General features: G+C 58.2%; 11 protein-coding genes. 5 read left to right on the top strand and 6 right to left on the bottom strand.

Annotation, left to right across the window (positions count from 1 at the left end; translation table 11 throughout):
* Positions 1–139 precede the first annotated feature (139 nt).
* Complete coding sequence (locus tag ACYASS_RS06790) at positions 140–454, bottom strand: 3-phosphoglycerate kinase (RefSeq protein ID WP_087270668.1); 315 nt, start codon at positions 452–454, stop codon at positions 140–142.
* A 59-nt stretch (positions 455–513) separates the two neighbouring features.
* Here ACYASS_RS06790 and ACYASS_RS06785 point away from each other — a divergent pair, with 59 nt between their 5' ends.
* From ACYASS_RS06785 to ACYASS_RS06770, 4 genes are all read left to right on the top strand, one after another.
* Positions 514–1,437 (top strand): LysR family transcriptional regulator, encoded by a 924-nt coding sequence (locus ACYASS_RS06785; RefSeq protein WP_243245437.1) that lies wholly within the window; start codon positions 514–516, stop codon positions 1,435–1,437.
* 13 nt (positions 1,438–1,450) lie between these two features.
* Positions 1,451–2,239 (top strand): alpha/beta fold hydrolase, encoded by a 789-nt coding sequence (locus tag ACYASS_RS06780; protein WP_463585558.1) that lies wholly within the window; start codon positions 1,451–1,453, stop codon positions 2,237–2,239.
* A gap of 136 nt (positions 2,240–2,375) precedes the next feature.
* A complete protein-coding gene (locus ACYASS_RS06775) occupies positions 2,376–2,942 on the top strand; it encodes a peptidylprolyl isomerase (RefSeq protein WP_122665980.1) in 567 nt (188 codons plus the stop codon).
* A gap of 112 nt (positions 2,943–3,054) precedes the next feature.
* On the top strand, positions 3,055–4,887 hold the full coding sequence (locus ACYASS_RS06770) for an ABC transporter ATP-binding protein (protein WP_243245439.1): 1,833 nt from the start codon (positions 3,055–3,057) through the stop codon (positions 4,885–4,887).
* A gap of 211 nt (positions 4,888–5,098) precedes the next feature.
* Here ACYASS_RS06770 and ACYASS_RS06765 read toward each other — a convergent pair whose 3' ends face one another.
* The gene (locus tag ACYASS_RS06765; protein WP_463585557.1) at positions 5,099–6,220 is read right to left on the bottom strand and encodes a GNAT family N-acetyltransferase; all 1,122 of its coding nucleotides are present in this window, start codon (positions 6,218–6,220) and stop codon (positions 5,099–5,101) included.
* 270 nt (positions 6,221–6,490) lie between these two features.
* Here ACYASS_RS06765 and ACYASS_RS06760 point away from each other — a divergent pair, with 270 nt between their 5' ends.
* Positions 6,491–7,777, top strand: coding sequence for a putative porin (locus ACYASS_RS06760; RefSeq protein WP_463585556.1), 1,287 nt, complete (start codon positions 6,491–6,493; stop codon positions 7,775–7,777).
* A gap of 264 nt (positions 7,778–8,041) precedes the next feature.
* Here the strand turns inward: ACYASS_RS06760 and ACYASS_RS06755 are convergent, their stop codons facing one another.
* The 4 genes from ACYASS_RS06755 to fadD2 all read right to left on the bottom strand — a co-directional run bounded on the left by ACYASS_RS06755 (position 8,042) and on the right by fadD2 (position 17,398).
* Positions 8,042–9,163: a beta-ketoacyl-ACP synthase III gene (locus ACYASS_RS06755; RefSeq protein WP_463585555.1), complete on the bottom strand. Its 1,122-nt coding sequence runs from the start codon at positions 9,161–9,163 to the stop codon at positions 8,042–8,044.
* Between the two features lie 305 nt (positions 9,164–9,468).
* A complete protein-coding gene (gene hrpA / locus ACYASS_RS06750; RefSeq protein WP_463585554.1) occupies positions 9,469–13,380 on the bottom strand; it encodes an ATP-dependent RNA helicase HrpA in 3,912 nt (1,303 codons plus the stop codon).
* Between the two features lie 233 nt (positions 13,381–13,613).
* Positions 13,614–15,305 (bottom strand): long-chain-fatty-acid--CoA ligase FadD1, encoded by a 1,692-nt coding sequence (gene fadD1, locus ACYASS_RS06745; protein ID WP_122665985.1) that lies wholly within the window; start codon positions 15,303–15,305, stop codon positions 13,614–13,616.
* A 404-nt stretch (positions 15,306–15,709) separates the two neighbouring features.
* Positions 15,710–17,398 (bottom strand): long-chain-fatty-acid--CoA ligase FadD2, encoded by a 1,689-nt coding sequence (gene fadD2 / locus ACYASS_RS06740; RefSeq protein ID WP_463585553.1) that lies wholly within the window; start codon positions 17,396–17,398, stop codon positions 15,710–15,712.
* Between the last annotated feature and the right edge of the window lie 53 nt (positions 17,399–17,451).

Raw genomic sequence — 17,451 nt, 5'->3', positions numbered from 1 at the left:
CGCGCGCTCTGGCCCCGGGGCCCCCGGCGGAGCTGGCTTCTCCGGACCCCCCCCCCCCCCCGCCCCCCCCGGCCCGCGCCCCCCCCACAGCTCCTACAGAATGCGATTCAAGTAAGAAAACGGCACACGGCTACCAGCATTACTCGGCCTTGCAGGTAAGACTGATGCGCAGCTTGATGATGCTGCGGTTGAATTTGGCAGTCACGTCAGCGCTTTTCTTCGCGGCGACGGTAATGCGCCGGGTGCGAGGCGCTTCGGGGCCGTTGCGAAACACCACGCTGCACTTGGCGTCGACATCACCGTAGTTGTTCACCGTGATCGAGCCCGTGTCGTAAAACGTATCGTGAGCGGTGTAGTCGACTTGAACGCCCTCGTAGCTTTTCTCCACTTCGATGGGGTAAGCCCAGGCCGTCAACGGCAGCAGCGCCAGCAACACACAACAGATTCTGTTCATCGGCAGTCTCCAGAAGGGATTGCAGATTAGGATAAAGCGCTACAAAAGAGGAGCACCACATGAAAGCCCCCCGCGTTACCCTCGATCAATGGCGAACGTTGCAGGCCGTGGTCGATCACGGCGGCTTCGCCCAGGCAGCCGAAGTGCTGCACCGTTCGCAATCCTCCGTGAGCTATACCGTGGCGCGCATGCAAGAGCAGCTTGGCGTACCGCTGTTACGCATCGACGGGCGCAAAGCCGTACTTACCGAAGCCGGTGGCGTGTTGCTGCGTCGCTCACGGCATCTGGTCAAACAAGCCAGCCAGCTTGAAGACCTGGCTCATCACATGGAGCAAGGCTGGGAAGCCGAAGTGCGCCTGGTGGTGGATGCTGCTTACCCTAGCGCACGGCTGGTGCGTGCCTTGACCGCTTTCATGCCCCAGAGCCGAGGCTGTCGCGTGCGACTGCGCGAAGAAGTGCTGTCCGGCGTCGAGGAGGTTTTGCTGGAAGGTGTCGCCGATCTGGCCATCAGCGGTTTCAGTATTCCCGGCTATCTGGGCACTGAAATGAGCAACGTGGAATTCGTCGCCGTCGCCCACCCGGAACATGCCCTGCATCAACTGCAGCGCGAGCTGAACTTCCAGGATCTGGAAAGCCAGCTGCAAGTCGTGATTCGCGACTCCGGTCGCCAGCAACCCCGAGACGTAGGCTGGCTGGGTGCCGAGCAACGCTGGACGGTCGGCAGCCTTGCAACCGCTGCGACATTTGTCAGCAGTGGTCTAGGCTTTGCCTGGCTGCCACGGCACATCATCGAACGCGAACTGCGTGAAGGTGTGCTCAAGGCGTTACCCATGGACAAAGGTGGCAGTCGTAACCCGACCTTCTACCTTTACTCCAGCAAAGACAAACCACTGGGGCCAGCGACGCAGATCCTCATCGAGTTGATCCAGACCTTTGACACCGCGCCACTGACCGCCGCTTTCGCCGCACCACAACAAGCCTGACAAGGACCTGTGCATGGCCCATTTCGAACATGATGGCTGCTCACTGCATTACGAAGAATATGGCGAGGGAACGCCCCTGTTGCTGCTGCATGGCCTGGGTTCAAGCTGCCGGGACTGGGAATATCAGATTCCGGCGTTTGCCGCCCGCTATCGGGTCATTGCCATGGACATGCGCGGCCATGGCCGTTCAGACAAACCCCGGGAGCGCTACAGCATTCGGGGTTTCAGTGCCGACGTTGAAGCGCTGATCGAGCACTTGAATCTGGGTCAGGTGCATGTGCTCGGGTTGTCCATGGGCGGGATGATTGGCTTCCAGTTAGCGGTCGACCATCCTCATCTGCTGAAAAGCCTGTGCATCGTCAACAGTGCCCCCCAGGTGAAAGTGCGCAGCGCCAACGACGCCTGGCAATACAGCAAGCGCTGGGTGCTCGCCCGGCTGCTGGGCATGCAGACGCTGGGCAACGCGGTGAGCCAGAACCTGTTCCCCAAGCCTGAGCAGGCGCAGTTACGGCAACGCATGGCCGAACGTTTTGCACAGAACGACAAGCGCGCCTACCTGGCCAGTTTCGATGCCATTGTTGGCTGGGGCGTCGAGCAAAAACTGTCGCGCATCACCTGCCCTACACTGATCATCACAGCGGATCGGGATTACACGCCAGTGGCACTCAAAGAGGCTTATACAGGATTGATACCCAACGCCAGGCTGGTGGTGATCAACGATTCACGCCACGCAACGCCGCTGGAGCACCCGGAGCAATTCAATCGGATCGCGCTGGAATTCATCGATTCAGTACAGGCCTGAGGCGACTTGGCCATTTGGCTAAAGCGCTTTCAGGCTGGGCAAAAAAAGCCAAACGTGATTACCTTGTCGCCTGCATCGCTTCATGTGTCCGCATTATTGATCGCAGTCGAAACCACCCATCAGGATCTAATGACCCATGCTGAAAAAAATCGCTATCGCCGCCTGCTCCGTGTTGTTCGCCGCCAACCTCATGGCTGCAACACCTGCCAAGCCGACCCATGTCGTGCTCGACACCAGCTTCGGCGCGATTGAAATCCAGCTCGAAGACCAGAAAGCGCCGATCAGCACCGCCAACTTCCTGGGCTACGTCGACAGCGGTTTCTACAACAACACTATTTTTCACCGTGTGATCCCGGGCTTCATGGCGCAGGGTGGCGGCTTCACTGCACAAATGATGCAGAAGCAAACCAAGGATCCAATCAAGAACGAAGCCAATAACGGTCTGCACAACGTTCGTGGCACCGTTGCCATGGCCCGTACCTCGCAGGTCAATTCGGCCACCAGCCAGTTCTTCATCAACACCAATGACAACGCCATGCTCGACAACGGTGTGCGCGACTTCGGCTACGCGGTGTTCGGCAAAGTGGTCAAAGGCATGGACGTGGTCGACCAGATCGTCAACGCCCAGTCAGGCAACAAACAAGGCATGCAGAACGTGCCGCTGGATCCGATCTATATCAAGTCTGCCAAGCGCGTCGAATAACCTCAGACATACCGCATGAAATCAGTCGAAGCATTCCTGGTTTCATGCGGTCAGATCAGGGGAATATCCGCTCAGTAAGGAGAGCCTGCCTAACCCGTGGGCATCATTGCCAATGTTCTATCGTCGTTTCGAAAAACTGATCGATATCTTCCGTGACGCCCCTACCGACGCCCCGCCCAACAAAGTTCTGGCTTTCTACATTTACTACCTGCGACAGGTCTGGCCCAGCTTCGCTGCACTGTTGGTGGTGGGCCTGATTGGTGCCCTGATCGAAGTCGCGTTGTTCAGTTACCTGAGCCGCATTATCGACCTGGCCCAAGGCACCCCCGATAAAAACTTCTTCAGCATCCACGCCGGCGAATTCATCTGGATGGCCGTGGTTGCGCTACTTCTGCGTCCCATTTTTGTGGGTTTGCACGACCTGCTGGTGCACCAGACCATCAGCCCCGGCATGACCAGCATGATTCGCTGGCAGAACCACAGCTACGTGCTCAAGCAAAGCGTGCGCTTCTTCCAGAACGACTTCGCCGGGCGCATCGCCCAACGCATCATGCAGACCGGCAACTCGCTGCGCGATTCTGCCGTTCAGGCCGTGGATGCGCTCTGGCACGTACTGATCTACGCCATCAGTGCGCTGGTGCTGTTCGCCGAAGCTGACTGGCGCCTGATGATCCCGCTGCTGGCATGGATCGCGGCCTATATCGCCGCACTTTGCTATTTCGTGCCGCGGGTGAAAGAGCGCTCGGTGGTGTCTTCCGACGCCCGCTCCAAACTCATGGGCCGTATCGTCGACGGTTACACCAACATCACGACGTTGAAGCTGTTCGCTCACACCAATTTCGAACAGCAGTACGCCCGTGAAGCAATCAGCGAGCAAACCGAGAAAAGCCAGTTGGCGGGTCGCGTCGTGACCGCCATGGATACCGTGATCACCAGCATGAACGGCGTGCTGATCGTCAGTACCACAGGTCTTGCCCTGTGGCTCTGGACCCAGTCGATGATCTCGGTTGGCGCCATTGCGCTGGCCACCGGTCTGGTGATTCGTATCGTCAACATGTCCGGCTGGATCATGTGGGTGGTGAATGGCATTTTCGAAAATATCGGCATGGTCCAGGACGGTCTGGCCAGTATTTCGCAGCCGGTCAGCGTCACAGACCGCAAGCCAGCACCACGCCTGAACGTCGACAAAGGCGGCGTTAAATTCGACGGTGTGGATTTCCACTACGGTAACGGCAACGGCATCATTCACGGCCTGAACCTGGACATCAAACCGGGCGAAAAGATTGGCCTGATCGGCCCGTCGGGTGCGGGCAAGTCGACCTTGGTCAACCTGCTGTTGCGCATGTATGACGTGCAAGACGGGCGGATCCTGATTGACGATCAGGACATTTCACACGTCTCGCAGGAAAGCCTGCGCGAGCAGATCGGCATGATCACTCAAGACACGTCGCTGCTGCACCGGTCGATACGCGACAACCTGCTCTATGGCAAACCCGAAGCCACGGACGAGCAATTGTGGGAAGCAGTACGCAAGGCCCGCGCCGATGAGTTTATCCCGCAGTTGTCCGACTCAGAGGGGCGAACGGGTTTCGACGCACAGGTAGGTGAACGCGGCGTGAAGCTGTCAGGTGGCCAACGCCAGCGTATCGCTATCGCACGGGTCCTGCTCAAGGACGCGCCGATTCTGATCATGGACGAAGCCACCTCGGCGCTGGATTCGGAAGTCGAAGCGGCGATTCAGGAAAGCCTGGAAACCCTGATGCGAGGCAAAACCGTGATCGCCATCGCTCACCGACTGTCGACCATTGCGCGCATGGACCGCCTGGTAGTACTGGAAAATGGCCGCATTGCCGAAAGCGGCACCCATGCTGAGCTGCTGGCCCATGGCGGTCTGTATGCACGGCTGTGGCAGCATCAGACCGGTGGGTTTGTGGGTATTGATTGAGCATCGGTCTCTGTGGGAGCTGCCCCGGTGCCATGGCACCGTGCTGTCTCGCGGCGAAACATAGACCTGTAGGAAGCTGCCGAAGGCTGCGATCACGGTGTGTCAGGATGAATGCTTCGCAGCCTTCGGCAGCTCCTACAGAAAATGCATTTCAGTCCACCAGGTTGCATTTTGTTTGATGAGCGCCGAGCCGTGGAGCTGGTTTGCCTCATCAAACCTGCCTATACGGCAACGCACCTTTGGCATCTTCGGCATACGCCAGGATGCCAACCCTTTCCTGATCGAGAAAATCACTCACCGCTTCCTTGAGCCCCGCATGGGTCAGGTAGTGCCATGAACGAGTGATGACCGGCTCGAAGCCGCGAATCAATTTGTGCTCACCTTGCGCGCCTGCATCGAAGCGCTTCAGGCCATGGGCAATGGCGTAATCCATGCCCTGATAGAAACAGGTCTCGAAATGCAGACGGTCGAATTCCGCCAGGCATCCCCAATAACGACCGTAAAAACTGTCCCCACCCAGCAGACTGAAAGCCATCGCAACCGGCCTTGAGCCTTGACGCGCCAGCACCACGCGAATGGCCTCAGGCATCCGTTCGGCCAGCAAGCTGAAGAATTCCCGAGTCAGATACGGCGACTGCCCGCGCACCTCGTAGGTGTTGGAGTAGCAGGCGTAGACGAAATCCCACAACAGCTCGCTGAGCTGATGACCTTCCAGCCAGTCGAACTCGATGCCCTGCCCTGCCACCTGCTCACGCTCTTTACGCATCTGTTTGCGCTTGCGTGAACTCAGTGCATCGAGAAAATCCTGGAAGTCCCGATAGCCACGATTCTGCCAATGAAACTGACAGCCATAACGCTGCAGCCAGCCCGGTTGTTCATCCAGAAATGCATCGGCCAGGGAGTCGGTGAAATTGACGTGTGCGCTGGACAACTGCTGATCCTGGAGATAGCCCGGCACGGCATTGAGCAGTTCAATGCCGGCCTCCGGCGACGCTGACAAAATCCTCGCACCACTCACCGGGCTGAACGGCACCGCCATCAGCAGTTTGGGGTAATACGCGATGCCTGCACGACGGCAAGCGTCGGCCCAGCTGTGATCGAACACGTACTCGCCATAGGAGTGCCACTTACGGTAAGTCGGCATCGCCGCGACCAACTCGCCGTTCTGGTAGTTGAGCAGATGTTCAGCTTGCCATCCCGAACGCGGCCCGAGGCTGCCGCTGTCTTCCAGCGCGCTGAGAAAAGCGTGACGAACGAATGGCTGACCACCCGGAACCAAGGCATCCCATTGAGCAGGTACGACGTTTTCGAGGGTGGCGTTCTGGATGGGCATGCGGACTTCCCCAGCTAAGTCGGACGACGCGGCAGTATCCCTCATCGGTATCCAATGTTCACCCACTCCCGGAGCGAAGGCTCTAGATCAAGGCTTTCAGACTTTTAATTGTCATCGACGCGCCATCATTGCGCCACCTTTTTGTCATAACCCATCGCGATACTGGCGCCTGTTTTTAGAACCTAGGGTACTAACCCTCAAACGCCCTTCTGCGGGGCGGCTTCTACAGGATGACCCGATGTCGTCCTTACTCACGTTATGGAGATCAACATGCGTCTTGTTTCTACACGTACTGCTGCGGCCCTGTGTGGTGGCCTGGTATTGGCCATGGCGGTTCCTGCCAATGCCGCAGTCGACGCCAAATTGCTGGACATGCTCAAGGCTAACGGCTCTATCAACGCAGATCAGTATGCTGAGCTGCAGACCGAACTGGCCAAAGACCAGGCAGCACAGAAGCAAGCACTCGCAGATGTGCAAAACACCAAATCCGCCTCTCAGGCAGAGTTCGAGAAGAAAGTCGCCTGGGCTACCAAGACTCAGTTCAAGGGTGATGTGCGTTTCCGTCAGGAGACCGTCAACACAGAAGGCCAGAGCAACGCACAAGACAAAGACCGCCAGCGTATCCGCGCTCGTCTGGGGGCCTTCACCGAAATCAATCCACAGGTGAGCACCGGTATCCGTATCGCCACCGGCGGCGACAATAAAGCTAACTCCACTAACCAGGATCTGGACGGCTATTTCGTCAAGAAAGAGCTGTGGCTGGACTTGGGTTACGTTGATTATTCCCCTACCGCCATCAAAAACCTGCACATCATCGGCGGCAAGATGAACCAGCCGTGGGTCAGCATGGGTGACGTAATTTGGGACGGCGACATCAATCCTGAGGGTCTGGCAGCAACCTACAGCCTCCCGCTAGGCGGCAAGACCGAGCTGTTCGGCAGCGCCGGCCACTACACCCTTAAAGACAACATCGACCAGGAAGGCACGCAATTCCGTCATGACCTGCGCCTTTACGCCGGTCAGTTGGGTGCCCGATTCGCACCGACCGACAACCTGAAAGTCACCTTGGGCGGCAGCGTCTACGGTTACGACAACGACAGCAATGCGGCTGCACAGACCGCTCTGTCGATCAACGGCAATACCACCACTGAATTCCAGCTGTACGAAGGTTTCGGTCAGGTTGATATCAGCGGTCTGGGCTTGCCTCTGGGCCTGTACGGTCAATACGTCGTCAACGAAAAAAGCGCTGATGGCGAAGACACTGGCTGGCTGACCGGCGTGAAGACCAAGGTGTTTGGTTTTGGTATCGACTACAACTACCGCGACGTTCAGCGTAACGCTGTGGTCGGCGCGTTCACCGACTCGGACTTCGCCAACGGCACCACCGGCTCACGCGGCCACAAGCTGAAGGTCAGTTACGAAATCGACAAGAACTTCTCGGTCGGCGCCACTTACTTCCTGGCCGACGCGGATAACACCGCCAGCACCCGTCTGGTTCGTGGCCCGACTGATCGCGACGTGAAAACCCTGCAACTGGACGCAGAAGCGAAGTTCTAAAGCACCCTGCTACACGCTTCAAGCTTCAAGCGGCACCGCTCCCGTCGCTTGAAGCTGCAAAAACCTTACAGCCCGACGTTGCCCTGGCGATCCCCATCATCCGTTCGCCAGGGTCACGCCGGGCTTTTTTTGTCTGCGACCCTTACCAACATGCGAAGTCCCGCCCCTGTAGGAGCGCACGAGCACCGCGAGGCCGCGATGGCGTCCTGTCTGTTAGATCGCTATCGCGGCCTCGCGGTGCTCGTGCGCTCCTACGGCAACGACTCAACGCTTGCGCAGAATCACGCTACCAATCGAATAGCCGGCGCCAAACGAGCTGAGCACGCCCAACGCGCCGCTCGGCAAATCATCCTGATAGGTGTGGAAGGCGATGACCGAGCCCGCCGAACTGGTGTTAGCGTAAGTGTCGAGAATCACCGGCGCTTCTTCTACCGACGCGTCGCGGCCCAGCAGTTTCTTGACGATCAAGTGGTTCATGCTCAGGTTCGCCTGATGCAACCAGAAGCGCTGTACATCGCTGACGTTCAGGCTGTTCTGCTCAAGGTGCGCGCCGACCAGCTCGGCAACCATTGGGCAGACTTCGCGAAACACCTTGCGGCCTTCCTGCACGAACAATTTGTCTGGCTGCCCCTCGCCCTCTTCTGCAGTGCGATTGAGAAAGCCGAAATTGTTGCGGATGTTGTTGGAAAAGCTGGTCAGCAATTTGGTGCCGAGAATATCGAACTGATAGGCCGAAGTGGCCAGGTCGGCACGCTCAACCAGCACTGCCGTGGCGGCGTCACCGAAGATGAAGTGGCTGTCGCGGTCACGAAAATTCAGGTGCGCCGTGCAGATTTCCGGGCTGACCACCAACACTGCGCGGGCCTGACCCAACTGCACGCTGTTGCTTGCCGCCTGAATACCGAACGTTGCGGATGAACAGGCGACGTTCATGTCATAGCCAAAACCCTGAACGCCCAGCGCAGCCTGAATCTCAATGGAAATCGCCGGGTAGGCGCGTTGCAGGTTGGAGCAAGCGACGATGACGCCATCCACATCGGCAGCCGTTTTGCCTGCACGCAGCAAAGCCTGTTTGGCCGCCGCAACACCCATTTCGCAGAGGATCGACCACTCGTCGTTGGAACGCTCCGGCAAACGCGGCTTCATGCGTTGCGGGTCGAGAATGCCGTCCTTGTCCATGACAAAGCGGCTTTTGATACCCGAGGCTTTTTCGATGAAGGCGGCGTTGGATTCGGTCAGCGCCTGCACGTCACCACGTTCGATAGCGGCAGCGTTTTCACTGTTGAATTGAGCAACGTAAGTGTTGAAAGACTGCACCAGCTCTTCGTTGGAAATGCTGTTGGCCGGGGTGTAAAGGCCTGTGCCGCTAATGACGACGTTGTGCACGGTCGTTCCTCTCTTATTGATCAATGCAGGTAGCGACCTGCGCGGGCATAGGCGCCGTCACCCCACTAAATTGGGACCAACGTACCAATGCAAACTTGTGGAACGCCCTTGGCGCGATAGAAGCCGGGCAACACCTCGGGGTTCAAGGGGCGAAGTGTGCCATATCGGCCTGTATATGTGGGAGTTTGAACAAAGGACCTGTAGGAGCTCACGAGCACCGCGAGGCAGCGATTGCGATTGCCTGACACACCGTCATCGCTGCCTCGCGGTGCTCGTGAGCTCCTACAGATATCCGTTTGAACGGCCTACCCCTCCACCTGCCCCCACTGCTTGCTCAGGCGCTTGTCGGAAACCGGCATTTTGGTGCCCAGTTGCTGAGCGAACAGCGACACGCGGTACTCCTCAAGCCACCAGCGATAAGCCGTCAGCTCCGGGTCGCGCTTGCCTTCCTGAGCGTGCTTACCGGCTCGGGCCTGATATTGCGCCCAAAGCCCGGCGAGTTCGATGCTCCAGACCCGGTCCTTCTGAACCTGGCTCGGGAGTTTTTCGAGGCGCATTTCGATGGCTTTCAGGTAACGCGGCAACTCCTTGAGCCACTGCGCGGGTGTTTCGCGGACGAAGCCCGGGTAGACCAGATGGCCCAACTGCGACTTGATGTCGTTGAGTGCCACGGCCTCAGCCAGGTTGATCTTGCCCTTGAAGCGTTTTTGCAGGCCATGCCAGAGCTTGAGGATATCCAGGGTCAGCTTTGCCAGACGTTCGGCGTGCTCGGTCCAGGCGCCACGCTTGCGCTCGGCCAACGCCAGCAACCCGGCACCATCGCGTGGCAAACTGGATTCGCCCTCCAGCACGCAGCTGTCGAGGCTGGCCAGCAGGATGTCTTCAACCAGCGCGTCGATGCGCCCCAACTCGCGATGCAGCAACGCCAGCTCGGTTTGCCCCGGCAACTTGCTGCGCAGGAATTTGGCCGGTTCAGCCAATTGCTGCAACAGCAAACGCTGCAAGGCACGGCGATGCTGATATTCGGCTTCGGCTGACGTCGAAAAACGTCCCTCCTTAACCGTCCCCGCTTCCTCCACCAACGCCGGGTAGACCGTCATCGATAGACCGGCAATGCTCTGCTGGGTTTTTTCCGCCACCGGCGCGAAGACTTTCGCCTCCACGGGCTGCTGACCTTTTGCCGATTGCGGTACAGCCAACGCCGCTTGGCTGGCTTCGGCAAACCGCGCCGTCAGCTCGTCCAGTTCGCGACCTTCGCCCAGAAACTTGCCGTTGCCGTCGACGATTTCAAGATTCATCTTCAGGTGGCTTTCAAGTTGCTGTGCCGCTTCAGCCCAGGCTTCGTCACTGACGCGTGCGCCGGTCATGCGCAGCAGCTCACGGCCCAACGCCTGAGGCAACGAGCCTTCGCCAAAGGTAATGCGCTGCAACGCCGCCTTGATGAAATCCGGCACCGGCACGAAGTTCTTGCGAATCGCCTTGGGCAGATTGCGCACCAGTGCAATGCACTTGGTTTCCAGCAGGCCCGGTACCAGCCATTCCAGTCGCTCGGCTGGCAGCGACAGCAACAACGGCGCAGGCACTCGCAAGGTCACCCCATCACGCGGATGATTGGGTTCGAAGTGATAAGTCAGCGGCAGGGTCAAATCGCCGAGCTTGAGGGTATCGGGGTAATACGCGGCCGTGACTTCGTTGGCCTCACGCGCGAGTACGTCTTCTTCGCGCATGATCAGCAACTGCGGGTTCTTCTGACTCTCGGTTTTGTACCAATGGTCGAAGGTCGCAGCCTGATGAATCTCGGCCGGGATTCTTGCTTCGTAGAAGCTGTAAAGCGTGTCTTCATCCGCAAGAATATCCCGGCGGCGGGCCTTGGCTTCCAGTTCGTCGAGGGTTTCCAGCAGTTTGGTGTTGGCGCTCAGGCACTTGGCCCGTGAGTTGATCTCGCCACGCACCAGCCCTTCACGAATGAACAGCTCGCGGGACACCACCGGATCAATCGGCCCGTAGTGCACCGGTCGACGACCGACCACGATCAGACCAAACAAGGTGATCTGCTCAAACGCCACGACCTGGCCGCGTTTCTTCTCCCAATGCGGTTCGAAGTGGTTCTTCTTGATCAGGTGTCCGGCCAGCGGTTCGATCCAGTCCGAATCGATTTTGGCGACCATGCGTGCGTAAAGCTTGGTGGTTTCCACCAATTCAGCGGTCATCAGCCATTGCGGACGCTTCTTGCCCAGCCCCGAAGACGGGTGAATCCAGAAGCGTCGTTGCCGTGCGCCGAGGTAATCACCTTCGTCGGCTTTCTGGCCGATCTGACTGAGCAGCCCGGAGAGAATGGCTTTATGGAATTTGGGGTAGTCGGCTGGCTCTTTGTTGACCGTGAGCTGCAAGTCGCGGCAGATCAAACCCAACTGCCGATGGGAGTCGCGCCACTCACGCAAACGCAGGTAATTGAGGAAGTTACGACGGCACCAGTTACGCAGCGGGCTGGCCGTAAGGGCCTGGCGCTGCTCTTCAAAACCGCGCCACAGATTGACCAGCCCGGCGAAGTCCGAATCAGCGTCCTTCCATTGTGCGTGAGCCTGATCCGCCGCTTGCTGGCGCTCCGGTGGACGCTCGCGCACGTCCTGCACAGACATGGCGCTGGCGACGATCAGCACTTCCTGCAAACTGCCCTGCTTCGCCGCTTCGAGCAGCATGCGACCCATGCGCGGGTCCACCGGCAAGCGCGCCAACTGACGGCCCAACGGGGTCAACTGGTTCTCGCGGTTGACCGCCGACAGCTCCTGCAACAGATTGAAACCATCGCTGATGGCTTTGCCGTCTGGCGGCTCGATGAACGGGAAATCAGTAATCTCCCCCAGCCGCAGGTGCAACATCTGCAGGATCACTGCGGCGAGGTTGGTGCGCAGGATTTCCGGATCAGTAAACTCCGGTCGTCCATTGAAATCTTCTTCGCTGTACAGCCGCACACACAGCCCCGGCTCGACCCGGCCACATCGGCCTTTACGCTGGTTGGCACTGGCTTGCGAGACGGCTTCAATCGGCAACCGCTGAACCTTGGCGCGGTAACTGTAACGGCTGATGCGCGCGGTACCGGTGTCGATCACGTAGCGAATGCCCGGTACGGTCAGCGAGGTTTCCGCGACGTTGGTCGCCAGTACCACACGCCGCCCAGGATGTGACTGGAAAATCCGCTGCTGCTCGGCAGGCGACAGGCGCGCATACAGCGGCAGAATTTCCGTGTGTTTGAGCTGTGCCTTGCGCAGCATTTCTGCCGCATCACGGATTTCACGTTCGCCGGGCAGAAACACCAGCACATCACCAGGGCTTTTGCGCTCGCTGCGTTCGAAAGCGGCCAGTTCATCAAGGGTTGCAAGAATCGCTTGATCAACGGTCAAGTCATCTTCGACGCTGTTGCCTTCTTCGTCCTGCTGCGAGGTCAACGGGCGATACCAGGTTTCCACCGGGAACGTACGCCCGGACACTTCAACAATAGGCGCGTCGTTGAAGTGCTCGGAAAAGCGCTGCAAGTCGATGGTTGCCGAGGTGATGATCACCTTCAGGTCCGGGCGACGTGGCAGCAGGGTTTTCAGGTAGCCGAGCAGGAAGTCGATGTTGAGGCTGCGTTCATGCGCTTCGTCGACGATGATCGTGTCGTAACGCTCAAGAAAGCGGTCGTGCTGGGTTTCGGCCAGCAGGATACCGTCAGTCATCAGCTTGATCAGGGTGCTATTGTCGCTCTGGTCTTCGAAGCGCACCTGATAACCGACCAGCGCGCCCAGTGGTGTCCCCAGCTCTTCCGCTACACGACTGCCGACGCTGCGTGCCGCGATTCGACGCGGCTGAGTGTGGCCAATCAAGCCATGCTGACCGCGACCGATTTCCAGGCAGATTTTCGGCAACTGAGTGGTTTTACCCGATCCGGTCTCACCGGCGATGATCAGCACCTGATGCTTGAGCAGCGCCTCCTTGATCTCGTCGCGCTTGGCAGCAATCGGCAGGCTATCGTCGTAACGAATCAGCGGCACGCTCTCACGCCGCGCCGTGACCTGAGCGCACGACGCCTGCACCTTCGCCACCCACTGCGCCAGCTTCGTCTCATCGGGCTTCTTGCGCAGCTCATGCAACTGGCGCCGCAAGCGATGACGATCGCTGATCATCGCGTGGTCGAGGTTCTTCAGGAGTTGGTCAATCGAGGGCGTTTGATCGGTCATCAGGTGCGCAGGGTCTTTTGATGGGTGCAAAGGCGGGGATTGTCGCAGATTTGGCGGGGATGATGCAGGTGCGGTGTTTTTGGATCGCGTCAGATCCCTGTGGGAGCCGGGCTTGCCCGCGATAAGACTGTACGCGATTGACCTGATATCAGCGGTGTTCGTATCGCGGGCAAGCCCGGCTCCCACAGGTTCGGTGTTGTCTGTTGGGGCGGGGCTTGGCAGCAGGCGAGCTTTTACTTCTTCAACCCCAACTTCTTCAATTCCTCATCCCGCAACTCGCGACGCAGGATCTTGCCGACGTTGGTCGTAGGCAACGCGTCGCGGAATTCGACGCTGCGCGGGACCTTGTAGCCGGTCAGGTTGGCGCGCATGTGTTCCATGACCTGGTCCTTGGTCAGGGTCATGCCCGGTTTGACCACCACGAAGACCTTGATCGCTTCGCCGGATTTATCGTCCGGGACTCCAATAGCCGCGCATTGCAGCACGCCCGGCAAGGTCGCCAGCACGTCTTCGAGCTCGTTGGGGTACACGTTGAAGCCGGAGATGAGGATCATGTCTTTCTTGCGATCGACGATGCGCATGTAGCCGTCAGGCTGGATCAGTGCGATGTCGCCGGTCTTGAGCCAGCCATCCGCATCGATCATTTCATCGGTCGCTTCCTGGCGCTCCCAATAGCCCTTCATCACCTGCGGGCCCTTGATACACAATTCGCCGATTTCCCCGAACGGCAACTCGTTGCCTGCATCGTCGATGACTTTGCACAGCGTCGAAGGCGCCGGAATACCGATGGTGCCGACCTGAATCTTCTGATTAGGGTTGCAGCTGGCCACAGGACTGGTTTCAGTCATGCCATAACCTTCGCAGATCGCGCAGCCGGTCACCTCTTTCCAGCGCTCAGCGGCGGCCAGTTGCAGAGCCATGCCACCGGACAACGTGACTTTCAGCGCCGAGAAATCAAGGTTGCGGAATTCCGGGCTGTTGCACAGCGCCACAAACAAGGTATTGAGGCCCACAAAACCGCTGAACTTCCACTTCGAAAGCTCTTTGACCATCGCCGGCAAATCACGCGGGTTGCTGATCAAAATGTTGTGGTTGCCGATCAGCATCATCGACATGCAGTGAAAGGTGAACGCGTAGATGTGATAGAGCGGCAGCGGCGTGATGACCACTTCGCTGCCTTCGTTCATGTTCGAGCCCATCAACGCCTTGCATTGCAGCATGTTGGCGATCAGGTTGCGGTGGGTGAGCATTGCGCCTTTGGCAACGCCCGTGGTGCCGCCGGTGTATTGCAGCACCGCAACGTCATTGCTGGCAGGCGAAGCTTCGGTGAACGACTGGCCACGACCTTTGCTCAGCACGTCATTGAACTTGATCGCGGCGGGCAGGTGATAAGCCGGGACCATCTTCTTCACGTATTTGATGACGCTGTTGATCAGCAGTCGCTTGAGCGGTGGCAGCATGTCCGCCACTTCAGTGACGATCACATGCTTGACGCCGGTTTTAGGCACCACCTTTTCAGCCAGGTGGGCCATGTTCGCCAGGCATACCAGCGCCTTGGCGCCGGAATCCTTGAACTGGTGTTCCATTTCCCGCGCGGTGTACAGCGGGTTGGTGTTGACCACGATCAACCCGGCGCGCATGGCACCGAATACGGCAATGGGGTATTGCAGGACGTTGGGCAACTGCACGGCAATACGGTCGCCGGGTTGCAGGTCGGTATGGTGCTGGATCCAGGCGGCAAAGGCGCCGGACTGCTCATACATCTCACCATAGGTGAGGGTCTGGCCCAGATTGCTGAACGCTGGCTTGCTGGCGAAACGCTCGCAAGACTGTTTCAATACGGCCTGGACGTTTGTGTATTCGTCAGGATTGATCTCGGCAGGAATGCCAGACGGATACTTGTCCTTCCAGAAGTTTTCAATCATGGAAGCCGGGCTCCTCAGCGACAGCGAATTCTTCACATCGCTTGAATGCGATGATTTTCTTGTGTTTTGGAATTTTGCGGTTAACGCTTCGTTGCTTAGTGACAGGTCAAAAGCGGGCCGAGAGTAGCAGCTTTGCAATAGGCCGCCTAGAGGCAAAGAAGGCCCCTACAGTCACAAAAATGACTCAAGAATTAATAGCAGTCACGTTTAGAGCTTTAATACTATTTGTCGCAGATCTGGCTGAAATGACTGATCTAGAGCACCCAAAAGAAATCCTGCGCTGAAATACAATTCCGTGGGAGCAGAGCTTGCTCGCGATAAGACTGGATGCGGTTTGCTATGGATCGCATCCTGCCTTATCGCGAGCAAGCTCTGCTCCCACATAAAAATGTACTTACAGAAAATCAGGCGATATCCCGTAACTCCCTCCTGAGAATCTTGCCCACCGGCGTCATTGGCAACGAGTCGCGCAGCACGATCTGTTTGGGTACTTTGTAGCCGGTGAAGTTTTCTTTGCAGAACAGTTTTAGCTCTTCAATGCTGACGCCACCTTCGCGGGGCACGACAAACAGCTTCACAGCCTCTCCCGAACGCTCATCCGGCACACCGATCACTGCGCAATTGGCAACGCCGGGATGTCCCATGACGACGTCTTCGATCTCGTTGGGATACACGTTGAAACCGGAGACGATGATCAGGTCCTTCTTGCGATCCACGATGCTGACAAAGCCATCAGCTTCAATCACTGCGATATCGCCGGTCTTGAACCACCCTTCAGCGTCCAGCGCTTCGGCCGTCGCCTCGGGGCGTTGCCAGTAACCGAGCATCACCTGAGGACCTTTGACGCACAGCTCGCCGCGTTCACCCAACGGCAATTCATTGCCGTCATCATCAATGACCTTCATCAACGTGCTCGGCACGGGGATGCCAACCGTCCCGAGACGCGCAAGCTCACCATAAGGATTGGCGCTGGCCACGGGCGAGGTTTCGGTCAGGCCATAGCCTTCGACGATCCGGCAACCGGTGATTTCTTTCCAGCGTTCGGCTGTGGCCTTGACCAGCGCGGTGCCGCCCGAGTTGGTGCTTTTGAGGCTGGAGAAGTCCAGCGACTTGAAATCCGGATGGTTCATCAGCGCCACGAACAGTGTATTGAGGCCGATCATCGCGGTGAAACGCCACTTGCCAAGCTCCTTGATGAAGCCGCCAATGTCTCGGGGATTGGTAATCAGAATGTTGTGATTGCCGCTGACCATCATGCACATGCAGTTCGCTGTGAACGCATAGATGTGATACAGCGGCAGCGGCGCGATCATGATTTCCTTGCCTTCCTGAAACACTGGTTTGCCGTCGCTGCCGTGCTGTGACATGCAGGCGTGCACCTGCTGCATATTGGCTACCAGGTTGCCGTGGCTGAGCATCGCGCCCTTGGCCAGCCCGGTTGTGCCGCCCGTGTATTGCAGCACCGCAACATCGCTGAGTTGCAATGTCACCGGGTTCAACTGATGGCCGCGGCCCAGACTCAACGCGGCCTTGAAGCCGGTAGCCTGTGGCAAGTGGTAAGCCGGAACCAGCTTCTTGACCTTGTCGACAATGGTGTTGACCAGCCAGCCCTTGGCAGTCGATTGCAGGTCGCCCATTTTGACTTCGATCAGGTACTGGATGTCGGTATCAGGCAACACCTCCTGCACCAACTTGCCGAACATATTCAGATACACCAGCGCCCGAGCGCCGGAGTCCTTGAACTGGTGACGCATTTCGCGCGCGGTGTACAGCGGGTTGGTGTTGACCACGATCAGGCCTGCACGCAACGCACCAAACACGGCAATCGGGTACTGCAACAGGTTAGGCATCTGCACGGCAATACGATCACCGGGCTTGAGTTCGGTGTGCTGCTGCAACCAGGCCGCAAAGGACGCCGAATAACGGTCCAGCTCGGCATAGGTCAGCGTCACCCCCATGTTGCTGAACGCCGGACGATCGGCAAACTTGTGACAGCTGCGCTCGAACACTTCCACAACCGACTTGTAGGCGTGAACATCCACCCCGGTTACTACGCCTGCCGGTCGCTTGTCATTCCAGAAATCAGGTTGCATTTGTTTTTATCCTCTTACCTGAGACGGTCTGGCCCGCGGTGATGGTGCGGGAG

The sequence above is a fragment of the Pseudomonas sp. HP_14 genome, from assembly GCF_055283875.1.
Note: the sequence above shows the minus strand (reverse complement) of the source record. Positions and strands in the feature narration are given on the sequence as shown.

Coding starts and splice junctions, on each gene's coding strand:
- fadD1 (WP_122665985.1), bottom strand. CDS start 15,305: ATGATTGAAAACTTCTGGAAGGACAAGTATCCGTCTGGCATTCCTGCC.
- ACYASS_RS06790 (WP_087270668.1), bottom strand. CDS start 454: ATGAACAGAATCTGTTGTGTGTTGCTGGCGCTGCTGCCGTTGACGGCC.
- ACYASS_RS06770 (WP_243245439.1), top strand. CDS start 3,055: ATGTTCTATCGTCGTTTCGAAAAACTGATCGATATCTTCCGTGACGCC.
- ACYASS_RS06780 (WP_463585558.1), top strand. CDS start 1,451: ATGGCCCATTTCGAACATGATGGCTGCTCACTGCATTACGAAGAATAT.
- ACYASS_RS06765 (WP_463585557.1), bottom strand. CDS start 6,220: ATGCCCATCCAGAACGCCACCCTCGAAAACGTCGTACCTGCTCAATGG.
- hrpA (WP_463585554.1), bottom strand. CDS start 13,380: ATGACCGATCAAACGCCCTCGATTGACCAACTCCTGAAGAACCTCGAC.
- fadD2 (WP_463585553.1), bottom strand. CDS start 17,398: ATGCAACCTGATTTCTGGAATGACAAGCGACCGGCAGGCGTAGTAACC.
- ACYASS_RS06775 (WP_122665980.1), top strand. CDS start 2,376: ATGCTGAAAAAAATCGCTATCGCCGCCTGCTCCGTGTTGTTCGCCGCC.
- ACYASS_RS06785 (WP_243245437.1), top strand. CDS start 514: ATGAAAGCCCCCCGCGTTACCCTCGATCAATGGCGAACGTTGCAGGCC.
- ACYASS_RS06760 (WP_463585556.1), top strand. CDS start 6,491: ATGCGTCTTGTTTCTACACGTACTGCTGCGGCCCTGTGTGGTGGCCTG.